Source organism: Paenibacillus kribbensis (assembly GCF_001705305.1).
GTDB classification, from domain to species: Bacteria; Bacillota; Bacilli; order Paenibacillales; family Paenibacillaceae; genus Paenibacillus; species Paenibacillus kribbensis_B.
This window is the reverse complement of sequence record NZ_MCBP01000009.1, coordinates 228,011-248,941: the sequence shown is the minus strand read 5'-3', so window position 1 is coordinate 248,941 and position 20,931 is coordinate 228,011. Positions and strand designations below refer to the sequence as shown.

Annotated in this window: 24 protein-coding genes and 1 pseudogene; 6 read left to right on the top strand and 19 right to left on the bottom strand. The window is 46.7% G+C overall.

The genetic code is table 11. The features are described 5' to 3' along the window. Positions 1 to 106 precede the first annotated feature (106 nt). The 4 genes from BAZ21_RS17500 to BAZ21_RS17485 form a co-directional block, all read right to left on the bottom strand. Positions 107 to 316, bottom strand: a complete 210-nt coding sequence (locus BAZ21_RS17500; protein WP_068503500.1) for a hypothetical protein — start codon at positions 314 to 316, stop codon at positions 107 to 109. A gap of 242 nt (positions 317 to 558) precedes the next feature. After that, complete coding sequence (locus BAZ21_RS17495; RefSeq protein WP_068503497.1) at positions 559 to 1,188, bottom strand: MBL fold metallo-hydrolase; 630 nt, start codon at positions 1,186 to 1,188, stop codon at positions 559 to 561. 3 nt (positions 1,189 to 1,191) lie between these two features. Continuing rightward, positions 1,192 to 1,761, bottom strand: a complete 570-nt coding sequence (locus tag BAZ21_RS17490) for a thioredoxin family protein (protein ID WP_068503494.1) — start codon at positions 1,759 to 1,761, stop codon at positions 1,192 to 1,194. A gap of 1 nt (position 1,762) precedes the next feature. Next, the gene (locus tag BAZ21_RS17485; protein WP_068503491.1) at positions 1,763 to 2,377 is read right to left on the bottom strand and encodes a DedA family protein; all 615 of its coding nucleotides are present in this window, start codon (positions 2,375 to 2,377) and stop codon (positions 1,763 to 1,765) included. 143 nt (positions 2,378 to 2,520) lie between these two features. On the opposite strand from BAZ21_RS17485, the gene BAZ21_RS17480 reads away from it, so the two are divergent. Beyond that, on the top strand, positions 2,521 to 2,844 hold the full coding sequence (locus BAZ21_RS17480; protein ID WP_068503488.1) for a dehydrogenase: 324 nt from the start codon (positions 2,521 to 2,523) through the stop codon (positions 2,842 to 2,844). Positions 2,845 to 2,895: 51 nt separating this feature from the next. Here the strand turns inward: BAZ21_RS17480 and BAZ21_RS17475 are convergent, their stop codons facing one another. Together BAZ21_RS17475 and BAZ21_RS17470 are read right to left on the bottom strand one after the other, a co-directional pair. Beyond that, complete coding sequence (locus BAZ21_RS17475) at positions 2,896 to 4,110, bottom strand: class I SAM-dependent methyltransferase (protein ID WP_068503485.1); 1,215 nt, start codon at positions 4,108 to 4,110, stop codon at positions 2,896 to 2,898. Next, positions 4,097 to 4,753, bottom strand: coding sequence for a DUF6483 family protein (locus BAZ21_RS17470; RefSeq protein WP_068503481.1), 657 nt, complete (start codon positions 4,751 to 4,753; stop codon positions 4,097 to 4,099). Before BAZ21_RS17470 ends, BAZ21_RS17475 begins: the two co-directional genes overlap by 14 nt. A 376-nt stretch (positions 4,754 to 5,129) precedes the next feature. Here BAZ21_RS17470 and BAZ21_RS17465 point away from each other — a divergent pair, with 376 nt between their 5' ends. Then, positions 5,130 to 5,696 (top strand): pyridoxamine 5'-phosphate oxidase family protein, encoded by a 567-nt coding sequence (locus BAZ21_RS17465; RefSeq protein ID WP_068503478.1) that lies wholly within the window; start codon positions 5,130 to 5,132, stop codon positions 5,694 to 5,696. Between the two features lie 98 nt (positions 5,697 to 5,794). On the opposite strand, the gene BAZ21_RS17460 is transcribed toward BAZ21_RS17465, so the two are convergent. Next, positions 5,795 to 6,586, bottom strand: coding sequence for an alpha/beta fold hydrolase (locus tag BAZ21_RS17460; RefSeq protein WP_068503476.1), 792 nt, complete (start codon positions 6,584 to 6,586; stop codon positions 5,795 to 5,797). 88 nt (positions 6,587 to 6,674) lie between these two features. Next, positions 6,675 to 7,265, bottom strand: a complete 591-nt coding sequence (gene yyaC / locus BAZ21_RS17455) for a spore protease YyaC (RefSeq protein WP_068503552.1) — start codon at positions 7,263 to 7,265, stop codon at positions 6,675 to 6,677. A 120-nt stretch (positions 7,266 to 7,385) separates the two neighbouring features. Here yyaC and BAZ21_RS17450 point away from each other — a divergent pair, with 120 nt between their 5' ends. The 3 genes from BAZ21_RS17450 (at position 7,386) to BAZ21_RS17440 (ending at position 9,166) form a co-directional block, all read left to right on the top strand. Next, positions 7,386 to 7,613, top strand: a complete 228-nt coding sequence (locus BAZ21_RS17450) for a DUF1128 domain-containing protein (protein WP_007432112.1) — start codon at positions 7,386 to 7,388, stop codon at positions 7,611 to 7,613. Positions 7,614 to 7,901: 288 nt separating this feature from the next. Beyond that, positions 7,902 to 8,615 (top strand): phosphatase PAP2 family protein, encoded by a 714-nt coding sequence (locus BAZ21_RS17445; RefSeq protein ID WP_068503473.1) that lies wholly within the window; start codon positions 7,902 to 7,904, stop codon positions 8,613 to 8,615. A gap of 146 nt (positions 8,616 to 8,761) precedes the next feature. Beyond that, positions 8,762 to 9,166, top strand: coding sequence for a YtxH domain-containing protein (locus BAZ21_RS17440; RefSeq protein ID WP_068503470.1), 405 nt, complete (start codon positions 8,762 to 8,764; stop codon positions 9,164 to 9,166). Positions 9,167 to 9,313: 147 nt separating this feature from the next. Here the strand turns inward: BAZ21_RS17440 and BAZ21_RS17435 are convergent, their stop codons facing one another. The 10 genes and pseudogenes from BAZ21_RS17435 to BAZ21_RS17390 all read right to left on the bottom strand — a co-directional run bounded on the left by BAZ21_RS17435 (position 9,314) and on the right by BAZ21_RS17390 (position 18,359). Beyond that, positions 9,314 to 9,736 (bottom strand): tetratricopeptide repeat protein, encoded by a 423-nt coding sequence (locus tag BAZ21_RS17435; protein WP_068503467.1) that lies wholly within the window; start codon positions 9,734 to 9,736, stop codon positions 9,314 to 9,316. A gap of 414 nt (positions 9,737 to 10,150) precedes the next feature. Then, on the bottom strand, positions 10,151 to 10,924 hold the full coding sequence (locus tag BAZ21_RS17430; protein ID WP_068503464.1) for a sigma-70 family RNA polymerase sigma factor: 774 nt from the start codon (positions 10,922 to 10,924) through the stop codon (positions 10,151 to 10,153). Beyond that, positions 10,921 to 11,373, bottom strand: a complete 453-nt coding sequence (gene rsbW / locus BAZ21_RS17425) for an anti-sigma B factor RsbW (protein WP_068503461.1) — start codon at positions 11,371 to 11,373, stop codon at positions 10,921 to 10,923. Before rsbW ends, BAZ21_RS17430 begins: the two co-directional genes overlap by 4 nt. A gap of 18 nt (positions 11,374 to 11,391) precedes the next feature. Continuing rightward, entirely contained in the window at positions 11,392 to 11,730 is a 339-nt protein-coding gene (locus BAZ21_RS17420) for an STAS domain-containing protein (RefSeq protein ID WP_068503459.1), read from the bottom strand. 101 nt (positions 11,731 to 11,831) lie between these two features. Continuing rightward, positions 11,832 to 13,013, bottom strand: a pseudogene (locus BAZ21_RS17415) (ATP-binding protein); the annotation flags it as partial. Further along, on the bottom strand, positions 13,000 to 14,178 hold the full coding sequence (locus tag BAZ21_RS17410) for a PP2C family protein-serine/threonine phosphatase (protein ID WP_068503456.1): 1,179 nt from the start codon (positions 14,176 to 14,178) through the stop codon (positions 13,000 to 13,002). The pseudogene BAZ21_RS17415 and the gene BAZ21_RS17410, both read right to left, overlap by 14 nt. 439 nt (positions 14,179 to 14,617) lie before the next feature. Continuing rightward, on the bottom strand, positions 14,618 to 15,136 hold the full coding sequence (locus tag BAZ21_RS17405) for a hypothetical protein (protein WP_068503449.1): 519 nt from the start codon (positions 15,134 to 15,136) through the stop codon (positions 14,618 to 14,620). A gap of 51 nt (positions 15,137 to 15,187) precedes the next feature. Next, on the bottom strand, positions 15,188 to 15,709 hold the full coding sequence (locus BAZ21_RS17400; RefSeq protein WP_068503446.1) for a DUF948 domain-containing protein: 522 nt from the start codon (positions 15,707 to 15,709) through the stop codon (positions 15,188 to 15,190). 418 nt (positions 15,710 to 16,127) lie between these two features. Next, a complete protein-coding gene (locus BAZ21_RS17395) occupies positions 16,128 to 17,297 on the bottom strand; it encodes a C40 family peptidase (protein WP_068503443.1) in 1,170 nt (389 codons plus the stop codon). A gap of 192 nt (positions 17,298 to 17,489) precedes the next feature. Next, positions 17,490 to 18,359 (bottom strand): cation diffusion facilitator family transporter, encoded by an 870-nt coding sequence (locus tag BAZ21_RS17390; protein ID WP_068503438.1) that lies wholly within the window; start codon positions 18,357 to 18,359, stop codon positions 17,490 to 17,492. Between the two features lie 322 nt (positions 18,360 to 18,681). On the opposite strand from BAZ21_RS17390, the gene BAZ21_RS17385 reads away from it, so the two are divergent. Continuing rightward, positions 18,682 to 18,867 carry a hypothetical protein gene (locus BAZ21_RS17385; protein WP_068503435.1) on the top strand — a complete coding sequence of 62 codons (186 nt, stop codon included), beginning with the start codon at positions 18,682 to 18,684 and terminating at the stop codon, positions 18,865 to 18,867. Positions 18,868 to 19,060: 193 nt separating this feature from the next. On the opposite strand, the gene BAZ21_RS17380 is transcribed toward BAZ21_RS17385, so the two are convergent. Then, positions 19,061 to 20,689 carry an ABC-F family ATP-binding cassette domain-containing protein gene (locus tag BAZ21_RS17380; RefSeq protein WP_068503432.1) on the bottom strand — a complete coding sequence of 543 codons (1,629 nt, stop codon included), beginning with the start codon at positions 20,687 to 20,689 and terminating at the stop codon, positions 19,061 to 19,063. Positions 20,690 to 20,931: the final 242 nt, after the last annotated feature.

The window sequence follows — 20,931 nt, the reverse complement described above, 5'->3', positions numbered from 1 at the left end:
CATAGTACGACTGAATAAATCTTTATAGTATTATGAGGTTGTACAGTGCAAACCGTTGCCATTCATCCCCCGCTTTAGAAGACGGGGCAATTCTGACAACTAATGGTTAAAATTGGCCGTCTCCACGCCCCAGCCTGTGCTCATTTAGCCTTACATGCCATTTTTGTGTATAGGTGCAGGCTCGTCTGGTTACCTTCTTCCATGTTATGACCTTCGGCTCAGAGCCTACCACGGAGGCTTTATCTCCTACTATATTAGAAAAACGGAGGCTTTCTCCACTCTCACGCTGTAACCCATATATATGTTTTCTTTTCATTCTTGCTCCCCCTTGTGATCTGACGGCCTCATGCCTCTTTATCCTCTTAATGGGCAAAAAAAAGAACGCAAACCGGGATTCATCCACAGCTTGCGTGCTTCGCGAGTTTAGTATGTAACTTCAATAAATTTATGTTAACAAAAATAAAAACCTTTGTCTATACATAATTTATAATTTGTTGTCGAAAAGGAGCAAAACCTGTCACAACTTTGGCTCTGCCCCAATTGAAACGTTCATACATTTTACCGAATATACGGATTATTGGCTTTTTCATAGCCGATGGATGTTTTGGGTCCGTGACCGGAATACACGGTAACATCATCTCCAAGCGGGAACAATTTGTTCTGGATCGAGTCATACAAGTCACGTTCCCGACCACCAGGCAGGTCCGTACGACCGACGCCTTGACGAAATAGCACATCCCCGGAAAAAAGATCCTTGCCGCACAAAAAGCTCACGCTGCCAGGTGAATGCCCCGGTGTATGGAGCACCTTGAATGTATGCCCGATCAGGTTCAATTGCTGGCCTTCCGCCAAATCATATTCGGCAGGCTCCGTCGAGATCGGTGGCGACGCCTCCGGCCACATCAAGGAGCCATTCAGCTTGGGAGATGTCAGCCAGTCTTGCTCCAAGGCGTGCAGGTAAACCGGGCACCCTTTGGCATTGCGAATCGCCTCTACCCCACCGATATGGTCAAAATGGGCGTGAGTCAGCAAGATCGCCTCAATGGTCAATTGTTCAATAGCTCTCAGCAAAGGGCCTGGATTCATCCCCGGATCAATAATAACGGCACGTTGCGGATCATCCCCTTGAAGCAAATAAGCATTCGTTTGGAGTGGACCGAGATTAAAGCTGCGAACGGATAACGTCATGAGTTAAAATCCCGAGATCAGCTCGCGCAATTCCTGAACAATTACAGGATGAGACTCGGTTCCCTCCCCATATTTTTCAGCCATTTCTTTGCGGGCAACCGCAATTTTTTCTTGATAATCATCGGCTTCCCGATCAGGATTCTCACGTTTGAACTCGATCATGATTTGTTGGACATGCGCAGGACGCGGTCCCCAGTGACCAAGTACGTGGCCCCCTGTATCGGCAAAAATCACAATCGGCACTGCACGTCCGCCCATGGTCAGGAAGTCGTCCATCAGTTCCTGGTGATTTTCCAAAATCAATACTTCGGTCGGAATGCCGCTATTCTCCAGCGCACGGAATACAACCGGCACGTTGCGTACTACATCGCCACACCAGTCGGCAGCCAAAATAAGCACACGCAGATCATCTCTATGGTTCAAGCTTTCAAAATACTCCTGATCCTCTTCGCTGTTCCACACGAACTGATCGTACCCGGAGCGGAAAGCTTCCTTGTTCTTTTCCATTCCCTCCATAAACTGCTCAGGGCTCAAGCCCTTTCTGAAATATTGCGATACGTTAGTACGGCTCATGTTATGCACTTCCTTTTTTGTTTTTGGATATAACCCATTTGATGACAAAATAAATGATCAGGAGCGCAAGAGCAACCAGCAAAATCGGTTTGATGTAAGGCGCAGCCACTTCATCAATTTGCTCCCATTTGTCTCCCAGCAGCATACCTAAATAAATAAACAGAACAGACCAAGGTATAATCGCCAGCGTCGTCAAAATAATAAAGCGCCATACGTTCATTCGAGCGAGCCCGGCAGGGATTGAGATTGCGTGACGTACAACAGGGATAAAGCGCGCTGTGAAAATGACCCCTGTGCCGTATTTGTTGAACCAAGCCTCAGCGTGGTCCACATGACTCTTTTTGATAAGTATGTATTTACCATACTTATCCAATACCGGCCTGCCGCCATAACGTCCAATCCAATAAATAAACAGCTGAGCCAGCACCCCGCCAATGGTTCCAAACACAACCGCGCCAAAAAAATTAATATGGCCTGAGGACACTAAAAAACCACCATATGCGAGAACAATTTCACTCGGTATGACTTCAACCATCAATCCAAGCATAATACCAAAATATCCAAGGCTGCGAATAATCTCAAACAAATAATTAATGATGCCAGATATATAATCCATCTCTCTGCCACTCCCTGCCTTTTTGCTCTATTTTCATTAGTTTATCACAGCGGTTGAACAAGTCGCCACTTTGCTCAAACAGGGAGTCAGTGACCCCTGGTCTTCTGTCCGCATAAGCTGTGGGAGAGAGGAGGGGGGACGATATGCCTCCTGGCAAATTTCCCAAACATGACAATCCACAATCCCGTTTACCCACAGCCCGTGGTATCAGGCGCGCATGCAGCAAAGAGCTATACCGAGCGCGCAAGCGTCTGCCTGTTCACATTGCTCCTGATCTGGTCAAGCAGGGCGAGGAGCTGTACTATCGCAAAGTCGTCGGACACCTTATCTGGATTGCGGAAAACCGTAGCAACCGCAAACTACTGTGTGACTGGTGGGACGAAGATGTCAGTGAGGCGCTCGCGGCATTATGGGAGGTGGATCGCGACGCTTTGTGCACTGCTTTTAGAAGTGCCTATGGCGGATAGAAGCAAAAAAAGTGGAGCCGCTCCGTAGTGGCCCCACTTTTACGATATTCCTTAACGATGTGTCTGCGTCTTCCCTGCTCCTTCGGGAAGCAAATCTGCACACGCGCGTTCCAAATAAGGATCAGCATGAATAAAATCCCGAAATGCCGTGTATTCATGCCATAGAACGGACTTCTCTCCCGCTTGGCCCTTGACGGCACGAATCAGGATATTTTTAGGTGTATGCTCCATGTCGATAAACTCCAGAAGTTGTGTCCGATATCCCATCATATCCAGCAGCTTGGCCCGGATTCCATCCGTTGCCAGTGCCGAAAAACGCTCCTTCAGGATACCGTGGGAAAGCAATGGCTCCAGCACCGGATTTTCCAGCTGGCTAAACAGCTCATGCTGGCAGCATGGAACCGACAAAATGACGGACGCTCCCCAGCGTACAGCCTTTTCCAGCGCAGCGTCCGTGGCTGTATCGCAGGCATGCAAGGTAACGACCATATCCACCTGCTCCAGCTCGTTATAGTCTGCAATATCACCGACCAGAAACTCCAATTGGCGATATTGTAGCTTTTGCGCCAGCAGGTTACAGGTTTCAATGACATCTGCCTTCAAGTCCAAACCGACGATCTGTAAAGGTCGTTTTTGCTGTACAGCCAAATAGTGATACAAGGCAAAGGTCAAATACGATTTGCCGCAGCCAAAATCCACAATCGTCAATGGGCGGCCTACGGGAAGGCTAGGCAGTACATCCTGTACCATTTCGAGAAAACGGTTGATTTGACGGAATTTATCGTACTTGCGTGCCAGCACCTTACCGTCCTCATTCATAATTCCCAACTCAATCAGGAACGGAATTCGCTCCCCTTCCTCCAGCACATATTGCTTTTTACGATTATGAGACAGGTCGGCTTTACTTTTACTTGGTGATTTTGTCAAAATGGAAACTTTATATTTTTTACTAATTAGCACCTGATAGTCCGCATCCTTGGCACATAAAAGACCTTGACGGAACGTATCCTCAAACAAGGCGGTCATGCGCGCATTAGCTTCGTCCGGGGTTAGGTTTTCATGAATGACTTTGTTGCTGTAATGAAAAGCAAACTGGTAATGCAGCTTGTTTTTCAATTCCACAGGCTTGATGTGTACTTTAGTAAAGGAAGCATCCTCCCGTTTGCGAAGCTGACTTAGCGTCGCGGTTATAAGAGAGCCTCCTGTGGTCAATTGGTATATAAGTTCACGCAGTGAATCCAAAAGGTACATCTCACTTTCTTTCATGTAATTGGGTGATCTCGGCCAAACCTTCGGTGACTTCCTGGCGTGAAATTCCACCCCGCTCCAGCTCCGCATTGGTCTTATCCAGCAATTGGCTATAAAATGACTTTGCTTCCGACAGCAGCTCTGGCTGCTCCCATGCCAGTCCGAACCAAACATCGGCAGCTTCATCCAGCCTATCCTCACGCTCATAATAAGCAGCCAACAGCCTGCTGGTTTCAGTGGGTAGCTCATATTCACACACCAGATTTACGATACACGCAATCCGTTCAGGCAGAGTCTGTAGTTCACGAGCTGCGCCGTTCGAATCGCTGTACAAATATAGATGAAGTGATTTCATCAAGATTCGTATTCCCTCGTCTGTTCTGTCGGTTTCCAGGTAAATCACGGCTTCTTCTTCTAAAATACGAGCCACCTGCTGCAGCTTATCCGCTTCAATTCCAGGGCCCAATCGGAAAAGCTCAATTATCTGCTCCGGCGGCAATCGTCTGAGCAAATCTGAACGAAGGCGAAACTGCTTGTTGAGCAGGTCATCTAGCTGCTTCAGCGCTTCAATGTGTTTATTTTCACGTCTTAGACCGAGCACCGTTGCTACTGCGGATGTCAATTCTTCCATCATACTGAGCAAATAATCTTTTCTAAGCAAGCCGTTCCCTTCCTTTCATCCCGATGCCTAGACAACCAGGAACCCTGTCCCTTCTGATTGTAAGACATCCTTCTCCAAAAGCCAAATGCCGCCGCCATGCAGCAACCAATGATCCGGTAGTCAGCATGCTCACGTATGGCATGTGACATTCCGACGTTACAGTGGGTACATTGCTTTATGGCCTATTATAGGACTGGCCAATGACGAATGTTTTAAAAATTTAATATTGCTTCTTCGTCAGTATCATGTTAATTTTGTTTCAAGAGAAACAAAAATTATTCAATGAAATTAAAAGATCTATTCAATCTATTATTAAATTTTATTTTCTAAAGAAACAATTATTTGATTATTATTTTATGAGAAAGGATGATTGCGCATGGCTAATCGATTTAGCTCGATATTACCGGAATATCAAGAATTTATACAGCGGCAGCATATTTTCTTTGTAGGATCAGCACCGCTATCCAAGGCTGGACACGTTAATCTTTCTCCCAAGGGTTATGATTCCTTGCGTATTCTGTCGGATCAGAAAGTAGCCTATCTCGACTTGGCGGGAAGCACCAACGAGACAAGCGCCCACATTATAGAGAACGGACGGGTAACCATCATGTTTTGTGCATTTGAGGGCGCGCCCAGTGTATTAAAGCTCTACGGCACTGGTGCCGTCGTGCTGCCCGATACCCAGCAATGGAATGAGCTATACCCTCTCTTCGCCCCGCTTCCCGGAGCAAGACAGATCATTGTTGTGGACGTTCACATGGTGCAGAATTCATGTGGTTTTGCGGTTCCCTTCATGACATTCACAAGCGAACGGGAAAAGCTGAAGGAAGTCGCGATTCAGATGGGTGAAGAAGCCCTTAAAAAGTATAACTATGAGAAAAGTTTGGAGAGTATTGACGGTTTACCGACGGCGTTTGCCTTGAACAAAAGCAATATAAATTAGACACCTTGCACACCCAAAAACAATGGGCTGCACAAAAAAAATCGGGAGCATCTGATTATCACATCAGGTGTTCCCGGTTTTTGAGTTCTTCTTCAGGCTTACTTCAAATGTTGTTCCAAAAATGACGAGATGGCATCCGCTAATAATTCCGGTGCTTCGAACAGGCTCATGTGACCCACTTTCGGTATAGTAACCTGAGTTACCCCGGTGCGATCCGTTGTAAACGTGCGGGCTGGAGGAACTGCATGATCCTGCTCACCTGCCACTAAAAGGACCGGCAAGGCAGAAGCTGACAGTACATCCCGACGGTCAGAACGCTCACGCATAGCCAGTGAAGCTCCTACAGCCCCTTGCGGCGGCGTTTTATAGCCAATTTCTTTGGCTTTAAGTAACTGTCCGGGCATAGACTCTACATGATCTGGAGCAAACAGCCCAGGTACGAGCCCGTCTACAAAGCTCGTAATCCCCTCAGTTTGAATGGTGGATACAGCCTTGTCCCGCTTTTCTTTGCCTTCCTCCGTATCTGCATAAGCAGTCGAATGAATCATCCCAAAGACTGTAAGACGCTCCGCATGTCTCTGTACTGCGGAAAGTGTCAAATAGCCCCCTAGGGAGTGACCGAACCAGGCAGCCTGCGGGATGTCCAACTGCCCTTGAAGTTTAAGCACATCATCTGCCATTTGATCAATGGTATAGGCTCCGAGTGGAGCATCGCTGCGTCCGTGTCCACGCAGGTCTGGAACAATACATCGATAGCTTTGGGATAGCAAGGGAACAACCTCATCCCAATAGGAAGAGCTTCCGCAAAATCCGTGCAGCAGAATGATCGGTTCTCCTTTCCCCTGTTCGGCATAGCAGATCGTTGTTCCTTCGCACAATACCTTTTTCATGTGAAACCCTTCCTTCTCTGTATATAGTCTATTGGAGCTGAATATATTAGTAAGTAGAACATGCTGATGTATATTATTAAGCAGAACATCAATATCTGAAACGGTAGCCATCTGGAAAATCTTGCGTGGCTGCTCTTAGCCCAAATTCAGAAGCCGCAGCGTTGGCAATATGTGCAGCCATCGTCATGACGAGGTGGAGCGACGTCATTTGCAAGGTCCAATAGGGCTTGGGGCTACGCTCGTTAACAATAGCTGCGACGCTATAGTGTCCAACAGAAGGCAGAGCCAGCCCAACGGAGCGGGCCGGAGTCAACGGCTCACGTGCAATAAGAAACATCCCTGTCGATCCCTGCTGTCCAAGACAAGCGTCTATGGCGATGACATGGTGATCCTGGGGAATACGCTCCAGATACGACACCAGATGATCCGCGTCACACGGCTCCGTCAATGTGCCAATGACGTGTGGAACCCCCTGCTCCTTGAGCATGGTGCCAACCAGCGGCCCCAGCGAGTCACCTGACGAGCGATCCGTACCGATACAAACAAAGGTCAGCTTATCTATAGTATGCTGGTCATGAATTTCCCGAAAGAACGGTGCGAGTCCTTCACGATCTGTTTTTTCTACATTACGATCTAAGGGGGAGCGACCGGATGCGGAAGCTCGATTATACAAAGACACCTTTGTCCATCCTCCTTGATTCCGTTGTTTACCGGCATTCTGGCTTTCAGTACATTCTACAACAAAAACATGATACAATACAGGCAACTTCCCCTGTTATGAAAGGATGGAACATTAACAATGGATTTGTCTGTACCGTCTCATGCCAACATTGAGTATATGATTGAAGGTATTAAAACCAAGCTTCGTATGGCGAGTGGAGCTGCTATGCAAGCCTCTGCTTTCTCGCTGGAGCAATATGAGGACATCCATGATGTCTATGATATGGTGATAAGCAAACCTAACCTGAGCATCTCAGAGGTTGAGGCCATCGTTTCTGAGCTGGGCAGATTGCGCAAGCCCTCCTGACCACCAGCTCGTACGACAGGTCGCTTAACTAGCTTATGACCTATCATTTGGGACAACACTGCTCATGATCGTGCGCTGTGCTCGTAAATAAGGCTCGTATCTCCGGTCGCATCAACAGATGCGCAAGCGGAGTACGAGCCTTATTTTTTATAGGTTACATATACATTGACTCAAGGCAAATCAGCCTGCGACTTAGTCAAGTTTTTGCTTTCAAGCCTATTATTCGTTAAGTTAATAGTACAACATGATCAATCTATCACTTAGCCTTAAGGAGGAGATTAGCTATATATGCTGCCTCAAAAGTCTCAATCATTTCGTTTCCTGCCAAGCTATTTACGCCGCAGTCTGTATGCGTCTATGGTCATGATTGTTGTTTTGCTTCTCATTGCCTACTCCATCCGATGGATCGGTACAGCTCCTTTTTTACATTGGGATGAACGTATTCAGAATATGATTTTTCCAGAGATAACAACTACACATTACAGGTTGCTCCCCGTTGCTATATTCATTACATCCTTCGGTTCATTCCATATATCATTGCTCGTTGCCCTCGGCGTTGCCATCTTGTGCCGGGTATATTTTCGGTCAAAGGCTTATTCCTTTGCAGTTATAAGCAGCTTTACGGCGATGTGGGGATTGAATACGATCATCAAAGAAATGTTGCAGCGGGAGCGCCCGGCACTTCAGCATTTGGTAGAAGCCGGAGGTTACAGCTTTCCCAGCGGTCATGCGATGATTTCCATGGGATTTTACGGAACCCTATTTGCTATCTGGGCTATAGAACGCCAGATTCATAATCGTTCGCTCTTCCCTCCGTGCATCCTTGGTGTACTGCTTATTCTCTTGATTGGACTAAGTCGCGTATATTTAGGAGTTCACTTTCCTACCGACATTGCGGGTGGGTATATGGCAGGGTTCATTTGGCTGATGTTTACCGTTCCTGTGCTCTACTGGCGAGCGTGTCAGCAGCCTTCTTCCCCTTCTTCCACTCCCCGCCTGTAGGCGAACCGGATGCTTATTGTTTCACTCAAGGTCACGGCGTTTATATACGAAGTAAGCAAGACAAAGCTGCACACGAAGCTTTCGCATCATCAAAAGCAGCATGGTTTTTTATATATTTTTTTATTATATAAGAGGAGTGATATGACATGAATAACATCGACAATCAAAATACGGCAGGCAATACTTCAAGCTTTGCAAAGGGTTTATTGATCGGAGGTTTAATTGGTGCTGCGGCAGCCCTGCTGTTCGCACCGAAGCCGGGACGTGAGTTGCGCAGCGAACTGTCTGATAAAATGACGATTGTATCCGATAAAACAAAAGACGTCGCCTCTGTAGTCAGCAGCAAAGCAACGGATTTGGCCAAAACGGTGTCTACCAAAACAGCAGATGTGGCTAAAACCGTATCCGGGAGCAATGACATCATCTTATCCAGCGTAGCCAGAGCTTCTGCCGACGTTGCTGATGAAGCAGCCAAGGCAGATCAAGAGATTATGGATGCAACAGCCCAGGCAGTCAAGGAGTCGGAAAAGGAATTGAATACAACATCCTAGTAACCAAACGTTCTGATTACAACAGGAATAGATCTCAAACACTGAACAGCCAGCATGCAAGAAGCTGGCTGTTTTTTTAATACTACTCCAGTACTCCCCTAACCTGCCACTTGAATACCTCAGTCAACTCTTGAACCACCTGGAATTTCAAATCTCTATGCTTGTCTCCAAAAATTCAAGATACTTTGGGTCATCTTCCATAAAAATCTCAATACCCGCACCCATGTAAGCCCGGGTTAGCTCGTCTGTCGCCTTTTCGAGGTTTTCCTGTTCATAATATAGCTGCCCTAGCCGAAGATGAATATAGGGGTTGCCCAACCCTTTCGGACACTGAACAGCATTAAAAAAGCACTTGAAGGCCTTATCGTAATTATTCATTCGAAAATGAACATCCCCGATAGCCACGTATAACCATGTAGCGGCCTCCCATTCTCGATGGTTTTCCGGCAATAAGCGGAGGGCAGCAACATACTTATGCTTGCTCGCCTCAAGATCGCCTGCCTTCACTAAATCTTCGCCTTGTTTAGATAGAGTGATGATTTCGGAATGGGTGGAATCTGAAAGTTGCACCGTAATCTCTCCTGTCGTCATAAAATCTCATTCGTGAATTTATCGAATTATAGCTTCTTGACTTTCATCAAAAATTATTGCGTTTGGTTTTTCGTTCGTGAACGGATTCGCTGATGTTTCAATTTTCAGACCATTTTTTGTTTCAAAATCAAAATAGGTACTTAACTCAGAAGCGAGACGTTCATGGGAGTATGTATTTGCCGACTTCGCAAGGTAGGCATGTATTACGGACAAACAAACATAATCCACTTTTCTAGACGCTAATTATGCAAACTAAGTATATTGTAACTGCTAAGCAGCTGCTACAATTTGTTGCGCTTGTTCGTTTTAAAAAAGGACACGCTTCCCTATTTGGAATAACGTGCCCTTACGATGTGACGTCAAATATTTGAAACCGTAAACTCTGCTGTGTTCTCATAAAATAGAGGAATTAGACATAATCTGCTTCAGCTTTTCTGTTGCCCGCTTCTGGATACGGGAAACACTCATCTGCGATACGCCCAACGTCTGCGCAATCGCACGTTGAGATTGTCCGTCCTGAAATGCGAGGAGGAGCACCTTCTGTTCCTGCTCTTTCAGTTGGCTTAAAGCCTGCTGCAAATCCATCCGTTTTTCGACCGTATCATAATCGTTGGCCTCCGAGCTAATAAGCTCACCTAACGTTGCTGCACTTTCTTCCTGGGATAAAGGCGAATCTAGCGAAACATAATGGTAGCATTCACGACCAGCAAGCACTTCGATCGTTTCTTCCACAGTCAGTTCCAAATATTCCGCAATCTCGCTCACATTCGGCGAACGTTCCAGTTTAACGGTTAGTTCGTCGATGGCATGCTGAACAAGCGCTCCCTTTTCCTTAATGCGGCGGGGAACCTGAATGTACCATGATTTGTCGCGCAAATAATTTTTCATATGTCCGAGCATACTTTTCATTGCATACGGTTCAAAGGGAATACCCAGACTGATATCGTACTGCTGAAGCAGACGGATCAAAGCCATCTGACCGGTCTGATATAAATCCTCGTATAAATCCGGACGGTTACGAGAGATCTTCCCGGCAGCCATCTTGACCATCGGTTCATACTTGCGGATCAGCACGGTAGCAATCTCGTTATCTTTAGTTTGCTGGTACTCCCAGATTAGACCAACGGCTTCATCCATCGACTCCGGGGGAGTTACCTTTTCATTCATACTTTCTCCTCACTTCTGGTCAGACGCTTGATCAGCACCACTTCGGTGCCTTTTCCTGCCTCATTCAAGATATGGACATCATCCATAAGCGCCTGCATGAGATAAAAGCCTAAACCGCCCACCTGTGCATCATTCAACTCCTTGTCATGCAAGGATGCATTACGGGACGGGTCCTCCACCCGTTCAAAGCTCTCCCCTTCATCTTTGACACGGATAGACAACGAAGCTTTGTCAAATTCGAATGTCACTTCCACGACTCCTCCCTTATGACCATATGCATAAAGAACAGAGTTATTACACGCTTCCGATACAGCCACTTTCATGTCTTCAATCTCCTCATAAGAGAATCCCATTTTCGCGGCAATACCGTATAAATTTAATCTTACAATATCAACAAAGTCAGCAGTGGCAGGCAAATTAAGAACTACTTTTTGAATTTGAGCATTCATTTCTTTTTCTTTCCTTTCCTATTGGGAATTCTCCTGGGGGACAAAGAATTTGGCAATACCGGTCAGATCGAACAGCTTTTGAATTTGAGGCGGTACCTCCTGAACGGCAAACCGGGACTCCATCCCGTGTCTTGCTTTTAAAATGGATAACAAAATGCCAATGCCCGTGCTGTCAATGTATTTAAGGTCTCTCAAATTAATAATCAAATCCTGGCCGGATTCCTCTACCAAAGGCTCCATCACCAAACGAAAGTCAGGTGCCACCGAAAGATCCAATTCTCCACTCAGATAAACGATATTTACGCCATCGCTTGTTTCTGTAATTGTATTGAACTTCTCATTTTTGTTTGTATTCATAGGCCTACGCTCCCAAAAAAAGATTTCCCTACATACTAACCCATTATACGGGCCCTTGAATCAAGCTATAACCTTTTAGCACCTTCCAAATGCCACCTGCTAAGCTTCATTGTAAAATGAAACGTTACACCCTGTTCTCCGCTCGTATCCACACGAATATCCCCGCCCATCATATTGACCAGCGTTTTGCATATGGCGAGTCCCAAACCGGTCCCGCCATATCTACGTGTCATTGAAGAATCAAGCTGGGAAAAGGGCTGAAACAGCCTTCCAACTTTAGCCGACTCAATACCAATACCGGTATCCTTCACAGAAAACTCAACGGTAAGTCCCTTGTCGCTACGCTCTTTGACAGAAGCGAAGACATATACCCCGCCCTGGTCTGTAAATTTAACGGCATTGGATACCAGATTAATCAGTACTTGACGCAATCTTCCCATATCGCCATATAGCACGGAAGGCATCTGTTCATCGAGAAAATAAGCCATCTCCAAATTTTTCCGCTTCACTTCTATCGTAAACAGGCTGAATACTTCCTTGATACAGGAAACCAGCTCGAATGGATATTCCTCTACTTCCATTTTGCCTGACTCCAGCTTGGTAAAATCCAGAATATCATTAATGACTGCTACAAGCCCGTCTGCACTGCGGCGGATGATAGCGGCATATTCCTGCTGATCGCTTTGCAGTTCCGTCTCCATCAGCAAATCAATCATGCCAATAACGCCGTTCATAGGTGTGCGGATCTCATGGCTCATCATCGCCAAAAACTCCGTTTTGGCATTGGCCGCAATCTCCGCTGCCTCCTTGGCGGCAATCAGCTCGCTGTTCATCTTCTCCAGCTCCTGAGTCTTCTGGTGAAGCAGCATAGACTGTGTCTTCAAGCGCTTGTTCGTCAAATACATTTGCACAAAGCCTTCAATTTTGGACTTGAGGATTTGAGGGATGAACGGCTTTACCATATAATCAATACCACCCGCTGAATAGCCTGCAAACAAATGTTCAGCTTCCTTGCTGTTAGCTGAAATGAAGATAATCGGAATATCCTTTGTCTTCTCTCTGGCCTTAATCAGCTTTGCAGTCTCAATTCCATCCATACCCGGCATTTGCACATCGAGAACTACGAGTGCGAATTCATCTTTTAACAAACATCGCAGTGCTTCTTCTCCGGATGTAGCTTTTACCAGATTATATTGCTCACTCTCCAGCACCGCCTCAAGAGCGAGCAGGTTCTCAGGTCTGTCATCTACCAGCAATATATGAATCGGTTCATGAAGCCCCATGGAAGCTCTCTCCCTCTTTCAATGAAATCCAGATCAGGCACTTGTCATCATCGCGGTCCTGAGGCGTCACTTTACGAAAAAAGGCATCCAGCATTGCTTCTTCATTCCATTGCTCATGCTTGCGCAGACAAGCAGTCAAATACTCTATTTGCTCCTCGTATTCACCCTCTACAGCCTCCAGCAAGCCATCCGTATACAAAGCGATATGTCCCGTCCCTTCATAATGGATCGTGTGCATTTCCGCATCAATTTTGTCAAACAAGCCCACCGGACTACAGACCCGGTCGAGCTTAGTGATGTTGCCATCCTGACTGAACAGCAAGCCGGGCGGGTGTCCTGCGTTCACATAGTCAATCCGCCGAGAACGAGTATCAATCACCATATAAATCGCCGTAAAATAGTACTGTACCAGCTGTTTGCCGAGATCCAGCTGGTTAAAACGGCGATTCAGCTCCTGTATGACCTTCTCAGGCTCCACATACGTGGTCACAGTATCCTTAAGCACTGATGCAATAAACATGCAGAACAGCGAAGATGAAATGCCATGCCCCATCATATCCAGCAAGATGACGGCATACCTTCCTTCTCCTAGCGGATACCATGAATATAAATCTCCCGCCAATTCAAAGGAAGGCTGATACAGCGCATTCACTTCCAGCATCGGGTCTTGAATCGCAGGACTCAGCACTGCCTGCTGCACCATCGCAGCCAGCTTCAGTTCGTCCTGAATTCGCTGGTCCCGGTCCTTGTGCCAGTCCTTCTCCTGCTTAAGACGCAAGGCAGATCGAATTCTCGCCATGAGCTCCACCTTGTTAATCGGCTTCGTAACATAATCGACGGCCCCTACATCCAGTGCTTCAGCCAGCTTTTTGGAATCCCCTACAGCAGTTACCATGATGATCGGAATATCTTTTAAATGCTCGTACTCCTGCACAATACTACAAGCTTCAATGCCGTCCATTTCAGGCATCATCATATCCAGCAGCACCAGATCAATATCAGAAGGACGGGGTCGAAGACTAATGCTGCGATCACCAATCCCTAGATGCTCCAACATTTCTGCGGCTGAACTAGCTGAAATTACATCTCTATAATTTTCCTTTTTTAATATTTCGCGAACAATAATGATATTGGTTGGATTATCGTCAACAATTAGAATTCTCATTGGCCTCTCCTTATCTATAACCCATGTATTATACTATACCTGCTAAGCGGCAATACCCTTGGTGATTAGGAATAGCGTTCCCATAAGGTGGCGTACCTGTAAGAAGGCATTCCAAAAACATAGATAAGGAATGAGGTTGAATCCCCATTCCCTATCTATGTTTTTGGAGGACCCGCAAAGCACTCATGCTGCGGTCAACATCCTGTTTTTATGTACCTTGCCCTGATTCAGCTCTTTTTCATAAAAATCAGCTTCCGTGTCAGTAAATCTCGGGCAAGTAATCTTAGCACAAAGCTCGTTGCCACGGGAACGGGACAATTTGGCTAATGAGTCGAACTTTGGCATAAGATTTATGATGGGTCTGATTGACTTCTCTGACTATTACACGCTACACATCGATTTGAAACTTCCATGTTATGTCATGAGCTTAAAAATCAATTCACCACTCGGTTTCGTCAAAAAACTCAACATATTTTGGCTTATCTGACGTCTCATCGGTGAACACTTTAATCGCCCGCTGCCCACGTACATATACCTCTCCGTCTTCTGCTGTAAACTGCGAGCCGCCGAGCGCCTGATCCAGCGTTTGCCGTTTCAGCGGCAGCCACTCGTCATTGACCTTGATTCGGCCAGCAGCGGGGTCTACATGTACATAAGAAACGACGTCCCCACGCATGCCTACTATGACATCAGGATATTGATATTCTGTAGAAAGCTGCAGCATATCCTTTTTTACCCGAAGCGGCTTGCCCAGCTTTTTCAATACATCCGCACGAGTATCTTCCAGAGATACGCCATTTAACGTATGAAAATCAGCCGGTACGGCATGTTGAGCAGGGAATGTCTGCACAGCCCTCACCATATGCCCCGCTGCTTGCGGGGAAACGGTTTGGTGAACCGTATCCTGTCCGGAAAAGGGAGTGAGCAAACCAGCAACCAGTAATAAAATCTTCATCATAAATCTCACCCTTTCAATAGATTTCCTGAAGTTTACGGTTCACCCCCTATGCTACTGGCGCATTTTCTGCCACAGACTCGCTGCGATATCTACGTAGCCTAGCCAGTTTTTAGCCGGCTTCCCCGCAGACTCCTCGTAGGTCGCATTGTAGCTTTGAACCGGCCGTTCTGTTGCAGTTAAAGGTCTGTCCGGTGTCACTGACTTGTTCGCAGTTTCTATATTGGATGTCTTATCCGCCGTGTTATGCGGCTTTTGAAACCGGGTCATTAACGCGGTAGACGCCTGTTTGGCAGCCAGCGTCACTTCGCTGAGCACTTCGCCCAGGTTTTTGACAGATTCCATCACAGGCTCCACTTGCTTTAATTTATGATCAACATCTGCGGTGATGTCATTCGCATGTCGAACCGTTTGTTTTACTTCATAGCTCAGTTCATCGACTGTTTTTTGTACATCCTGCAAGGTTTGAGTCACCTTATCCAGAGAGCCTTGTGCTGCTTTAAGTGTTTTAATAAGAAAAATAACGAGAACTGCAAATGCGATAGCAATAATAAAAATGCTGATCTGTGTTAACATGGCGTAACCTCTCTTTCATCCTTCACGCTGATGTTTATGATTATTGCATAGTTACCCTTTACGTTCAGACGCGAAACAACGTCGAAGCTTGCTTTTTCTTCGCCCCAGGCGCTATGTTTCACGGAATAGATCACGGTTCAGAACACCGTATAACGATGGCTCAGCCACGAAAAATACGAACGATTTTGCCATCACTCGCAACTAAGCCTAACAGGCACGAGTATGCCACATTATATACAAAAAAAGGAGAATGCAGAACATGCTGAAATGGTCCGAAGGAAACAGACTTCATAGTCGTGGGCAAAGACGCGGCAGCTGTAATATTCACCTCGATATTAAAAAAAGGATGTTCTCAACCTGATTACAGGGCTGTGGAACATCCTTTTTTGATGCAGCTTTTTTAACTGTTTGCGACGCTTTATTGGATCACGCTGCCCCCAAACAGGAAACGGTCCTGCCAAGGTTTGCTGAAATCCGTAACTTTCACACCGCCACCAGCTACAGAAAACGTATGAAGAAGCTTGTTGTCTCCCAAATATACAGCAACGTGTGTGATCGTTTGGGAGGAATTATCCAGAGACGCGTACGTCCCGGAAGATGCATTATAATTTGTGAAAAAGAGCAAATCGCCACGTTTGAGCGTAGTCATGTCGGTATTCGGCTGACTGTTTTGTTTGATCCACTCACCCTGTGAACGCGAATCTGCCGGAAGCTGGATACCTAGAGCCTGACGGAAAATTTGGCGGGTAAAGGCCGAGCAATCAAAAGTAGCCGTACTGTTACGATCGGAACCGTATTCATAAGGTGTCCCGAGATAAGTCATACCTGTGTTAATAACCTGTTCTATTGCAGCCGCTACATCACCGGAAGGCAAGCTAACCGTTGACGCAGGAGACGCTACCGCAGGTAGAGCAGTAGTATCCGAAGCAGATGCCGCCGAAGCAGCTACAGGCTGCTCCACAACAACGCCCTCACCAATACGAATATATTGTGGAGACGAGCTGACATAGCCTGCCGTACCATCAGCGGTGGTAACCTTGAACCAATAAGCGTTACTAGGATCGGTAATTGTAACGACATCCCCTGTATTCATATAGCCCAAAATCTCGGAAGAAGTGGATGCCTCCGCCCGCAAACGAACGGACGTTTGAATCGTAGCTTTCGTTTGACCGGCAGAACTATTCACTGATGCTGGAGCCTCTTTAGTTGAAACGTTGTTTTTAACGGGTTCTGTGATTTCCGGTTTACGGCTGGCAGTCGGGGTGACAGTAGCAGCGGCGCTGGTAGCGCCAACCTTTATGTACTTATCGGAGCTGCTTGTGTATCCGGTAACTCCACCAGAAGTCTTGACCTTATACCAATAGCTGTTTGTTTTCTCCAATACCGTTACGGCCTCTCCCTGCTTCATAAAGCTGACTACATCCCCCGTCGTCGAAGGATCGGATCTAAGCTTTACAGCCGCTTGAATAACCGCCTTCTGGCTTGTGGATGCTGTCGATGCCGCTGCGTCAACCTGACCCGGCGACACATGAATTGCTGCCAATAGCGCCGCTGACGTCATGAGCGTTCCCATCACACGTCTTCTCAATGTTGCACCTCCTGGCTGTTTATTACGAATTTGAAGAGCATGTCCAATTCCGACCAATATAGCCGGACATGCCTTCATTATAGTAAAAGCAGCAGGAAGAGAGATATAATCCAAACGTCACAAAAGAGAAGGTATCCACTCTTTGCATATAGGTCTAAAGTCTCTTTTAGCGCTAACTATTAAATAATTAAACTATAATTTGGGTTCTACATGGACGTGGACATGCATTGTATTATGAACCTCTTGCAAGCGTTCCTCAATTCGGTCGCTGATCCGATGTCCTTCAATCAGGCTGAGTTGCGGATTCACCTCAATGACCACATCCACCAGCGCATGATTACCGTGTACCCGTGCCTTAACATCTCGAATTCCCTCTACTCCAGGTATATGGGCAATCGTACTCCGTAAGTCAGACAGCTCCTGCTCGTCAAATCCATCCGTCAAACTGTGTGTGGAATCTTTAAAGATATCCCATGCCGTCTTGCATATAATAAATCCTACCGCGATCGCCGCAACAGTATCGAGCCATGGCAATCCGAACTGTGCGCCAATAATACCTACCGCGGCTCCGACACTGACGAGCGCATCTGACAGATTATCCTTAGCCGCTGCCAGCAACGCCTTATTGTTAATCTGCCGGGCCAGTCTGTTATTGTACAGGTACACTCCCAGCATAATAACTGCACAAATCACGGCTACACCTGCAGAGGTAATATCCGGTGTTTGCTTTCCACCCTTAAAAATGCTCCCGATTCCATCAATAAGCACCTGAAGACCGACGACAGCCATAATAAAGGACGCCAGCAGTGCTGCAATCGTTTCTGCCCGAAAATGTCCGTAGGCATGATCAGAGTCCGGCGGTTTCTGGGATATTCTCAGGCCAATGAGCACGGCAACGGACACCACAATATCGGTGACATTGTTAAAACCATCGGCCAGCAACGCGCTGGAAGCAAAGATATATCCACTGATCAGCTTGAATCCGGACAGCAAAAGGTAAGCGCCAATGCTCACCCACGCCCCTCGTTCACCTTTTCGTATTTCCTCATAAACATTCACCACAACGGAGGACACTCCTTCAAAAGCAACTGTTATTTCAGCATAGCAGACGATATTTGTGTGGGTCTACAGAAACAGTCTTTCCTCTCCGCATCGCTGTAGGAACAACGAAAAAGTATTGCCAAGCCCCATTCCTGTAGGGGTTACAAAACATTTTTGCCTGCATGCAAAAAACAGGCTTTCCGTTCCCGGTTCACCCTGCCCTCGTGATATTATTGTTGCCCTTGTCCCTTCTTTTAAAAACGTATAAAATGAGGACACAGCCGCGTTGTTCTTCAATCAGCAGGATTGACATGAATCCGGCGGCAACAGGAGGAATTTATTCATGAGCGATGCCAATGAACCACGTAAAATTAATCTTGCAGATGCCATTCGCGAAAAGCTGGCACAAAAAAAACAGCAGTCCGGCGCTTCACAGCAGGGCGACTTTCAAGGCGGTTCCACCAAAACACTGAAAAGCCAAAATACGAAGAAGCCGAACAACCAACGCCGTCGAACAGGTGGATCATAAGCCACCCAGCCCATAGGCTATTACGGTAACGGAGGCCTGACGAGGTCAATCTTGCCTCGTTGCCGGAACCGATTTTTTAAGCTATAGGATGGAACCAACGAAAAAGAGGAGCTTCCCCAGCCATATCCATGGCCCAAGGAGCTCCTCTTTCGTTATCTATTCGCTGAAATTAGCTGGATTAGCTGTTCGGGTATTAACCGATTTCTACCGGATACATACGCTCACGCAATTTTGTAATTTCTTCGCTTTCCAAGTATTCATCATAGCTCATCGTACGGTCAATTACACCGTTTGGTGTAATCTCAACGATGCGGTTCGCGATGGTTTGAATGAACTGATGGTCATGGGAGGTGAACAAAATGGTACCGTCAAAGTCGATCAGACCATTGTTCAGCGCCGTGATGGATTCCAGATCCAAGTGGTTGGTTGGTTCTTCCAGCAACAGTACATTGGCACCGTTCAACATCATTTTCGCCAGCATACAGCGAACCTTTTCTCCCCCGGACAGCACGCTTGCTTTCTTAAGTGCTTCTTCACCTGAGAAAAGCATACGTCCCAGGAAGCCGCGCAGGAACGTTTCGTCCTGATCCTTTGAATATTGGCGCAGCCATTCCACAAGATTCAGATCCACACCTTCAAAATAGGTGGAGTTATCTTTCGGGAAATACGCCTGGCTAGTTGTGATCCCCCAGGAAAATTCACCGTTGTCCGCTTCCATTTCGTTCATCAGGATCTGGAAGAGCGTCGTTTTAGGCAGGCCGTTCGGGCCAACGAGCGCAATTTTATCACCTTTGTTCACAACCAGACTGAACTCGTTCAGCACTTGCTCGCCTTCAACGGTTTTACTGAGGCTGTCTGCAGTCAGCAGTTGCTTGCCCGCTTCACGCTCAGGCTTGAAGTTAATGAACGGATATTTACGGTTCGACGGACGGATGTCATCCAGCGTAATTTTATCCAGTTGCTTTTTACGCGAGGTTGCCTGTTTGGACTTGGAAGCATTCGCAGAGAAGCGCTGGATAAAGGCTTGCAGTTCCTTAATCTTCTCTTCCTTCTTCTTGTTGGCATCACGAGCCAGTGTAAGCGCAAGCTGGCTGGACTCATACCAGAAGTCGTAGTTACCGACATACATCTGAATTTTACCGAAATCAATATCCGCAATATGCGTACATACCTTGTTCAGGAAGTGACGATCATGGGATACGACAATGACGGTGCCTTCATAGTCCATCAGGAAGTTCTCAAGCCACTGAATGGATTCGAGATCCAAATGGTTGGTAGGCTCATCGAGCAGCAAATTGTTCGGACGTCCAAACAACGCTTGTGCCAAGAGAACGCGTACCTTGTCGTTACCGCTCATCTCAGCCATCTTTTTGTCATGAAGGTCACGCGGAATACCGAGGCCGATCAGCAATGCGGCCGCATCCGGCTCGGCATCCCAGCCGTTCAGCTCTGCAAATTCGCCTTCCAGCTCACCGGCGCGCAAGCCGTCCGCTTCGGAAAACTCTGCTTTAGCGTACAGTGCATCCTTTTCCTTCATGATCTCATACAGGCGCGTATGGCCCATAATAACAGTTTCCAGAACAGGGAATTCATCGTATTCATAATGGTTCTGCTTGAGCACTGCCATCCGTTCGCCCGGTGTCATGTGGACCTCGCCTGAATTGGCTTCGATTTCACCGGAAAGAATTTTCAAAAAAGTGGATTTGCCCGCGCCATTCGCCCCAATCAGGCCGTAGCAGTTCCCAGGAGTAAATTTGATATTTACGTCTTCAAAAAGTGGGCGTTTACCATAACGAAGCGTTACGCCGCTTGTACTGATCATATAAGCATACCATCCTTATCATTAGTAAAGTGCTAAACACAAAATTACCGACGGCAATAGTATAACACACAAAAGATCGGATTCGAACCGTAGTATAAGCAGAACCGTCCCTGAACCTCACCCAATATCTTATAACTAAAATAAAAAAATGCTTCTGTCTCCACGATTGTCACCCGACAAACACATGGAACAGAACCATTTTTTTGTTTTCAAATTCGATGAGCCGCCACCAGGACAAACGT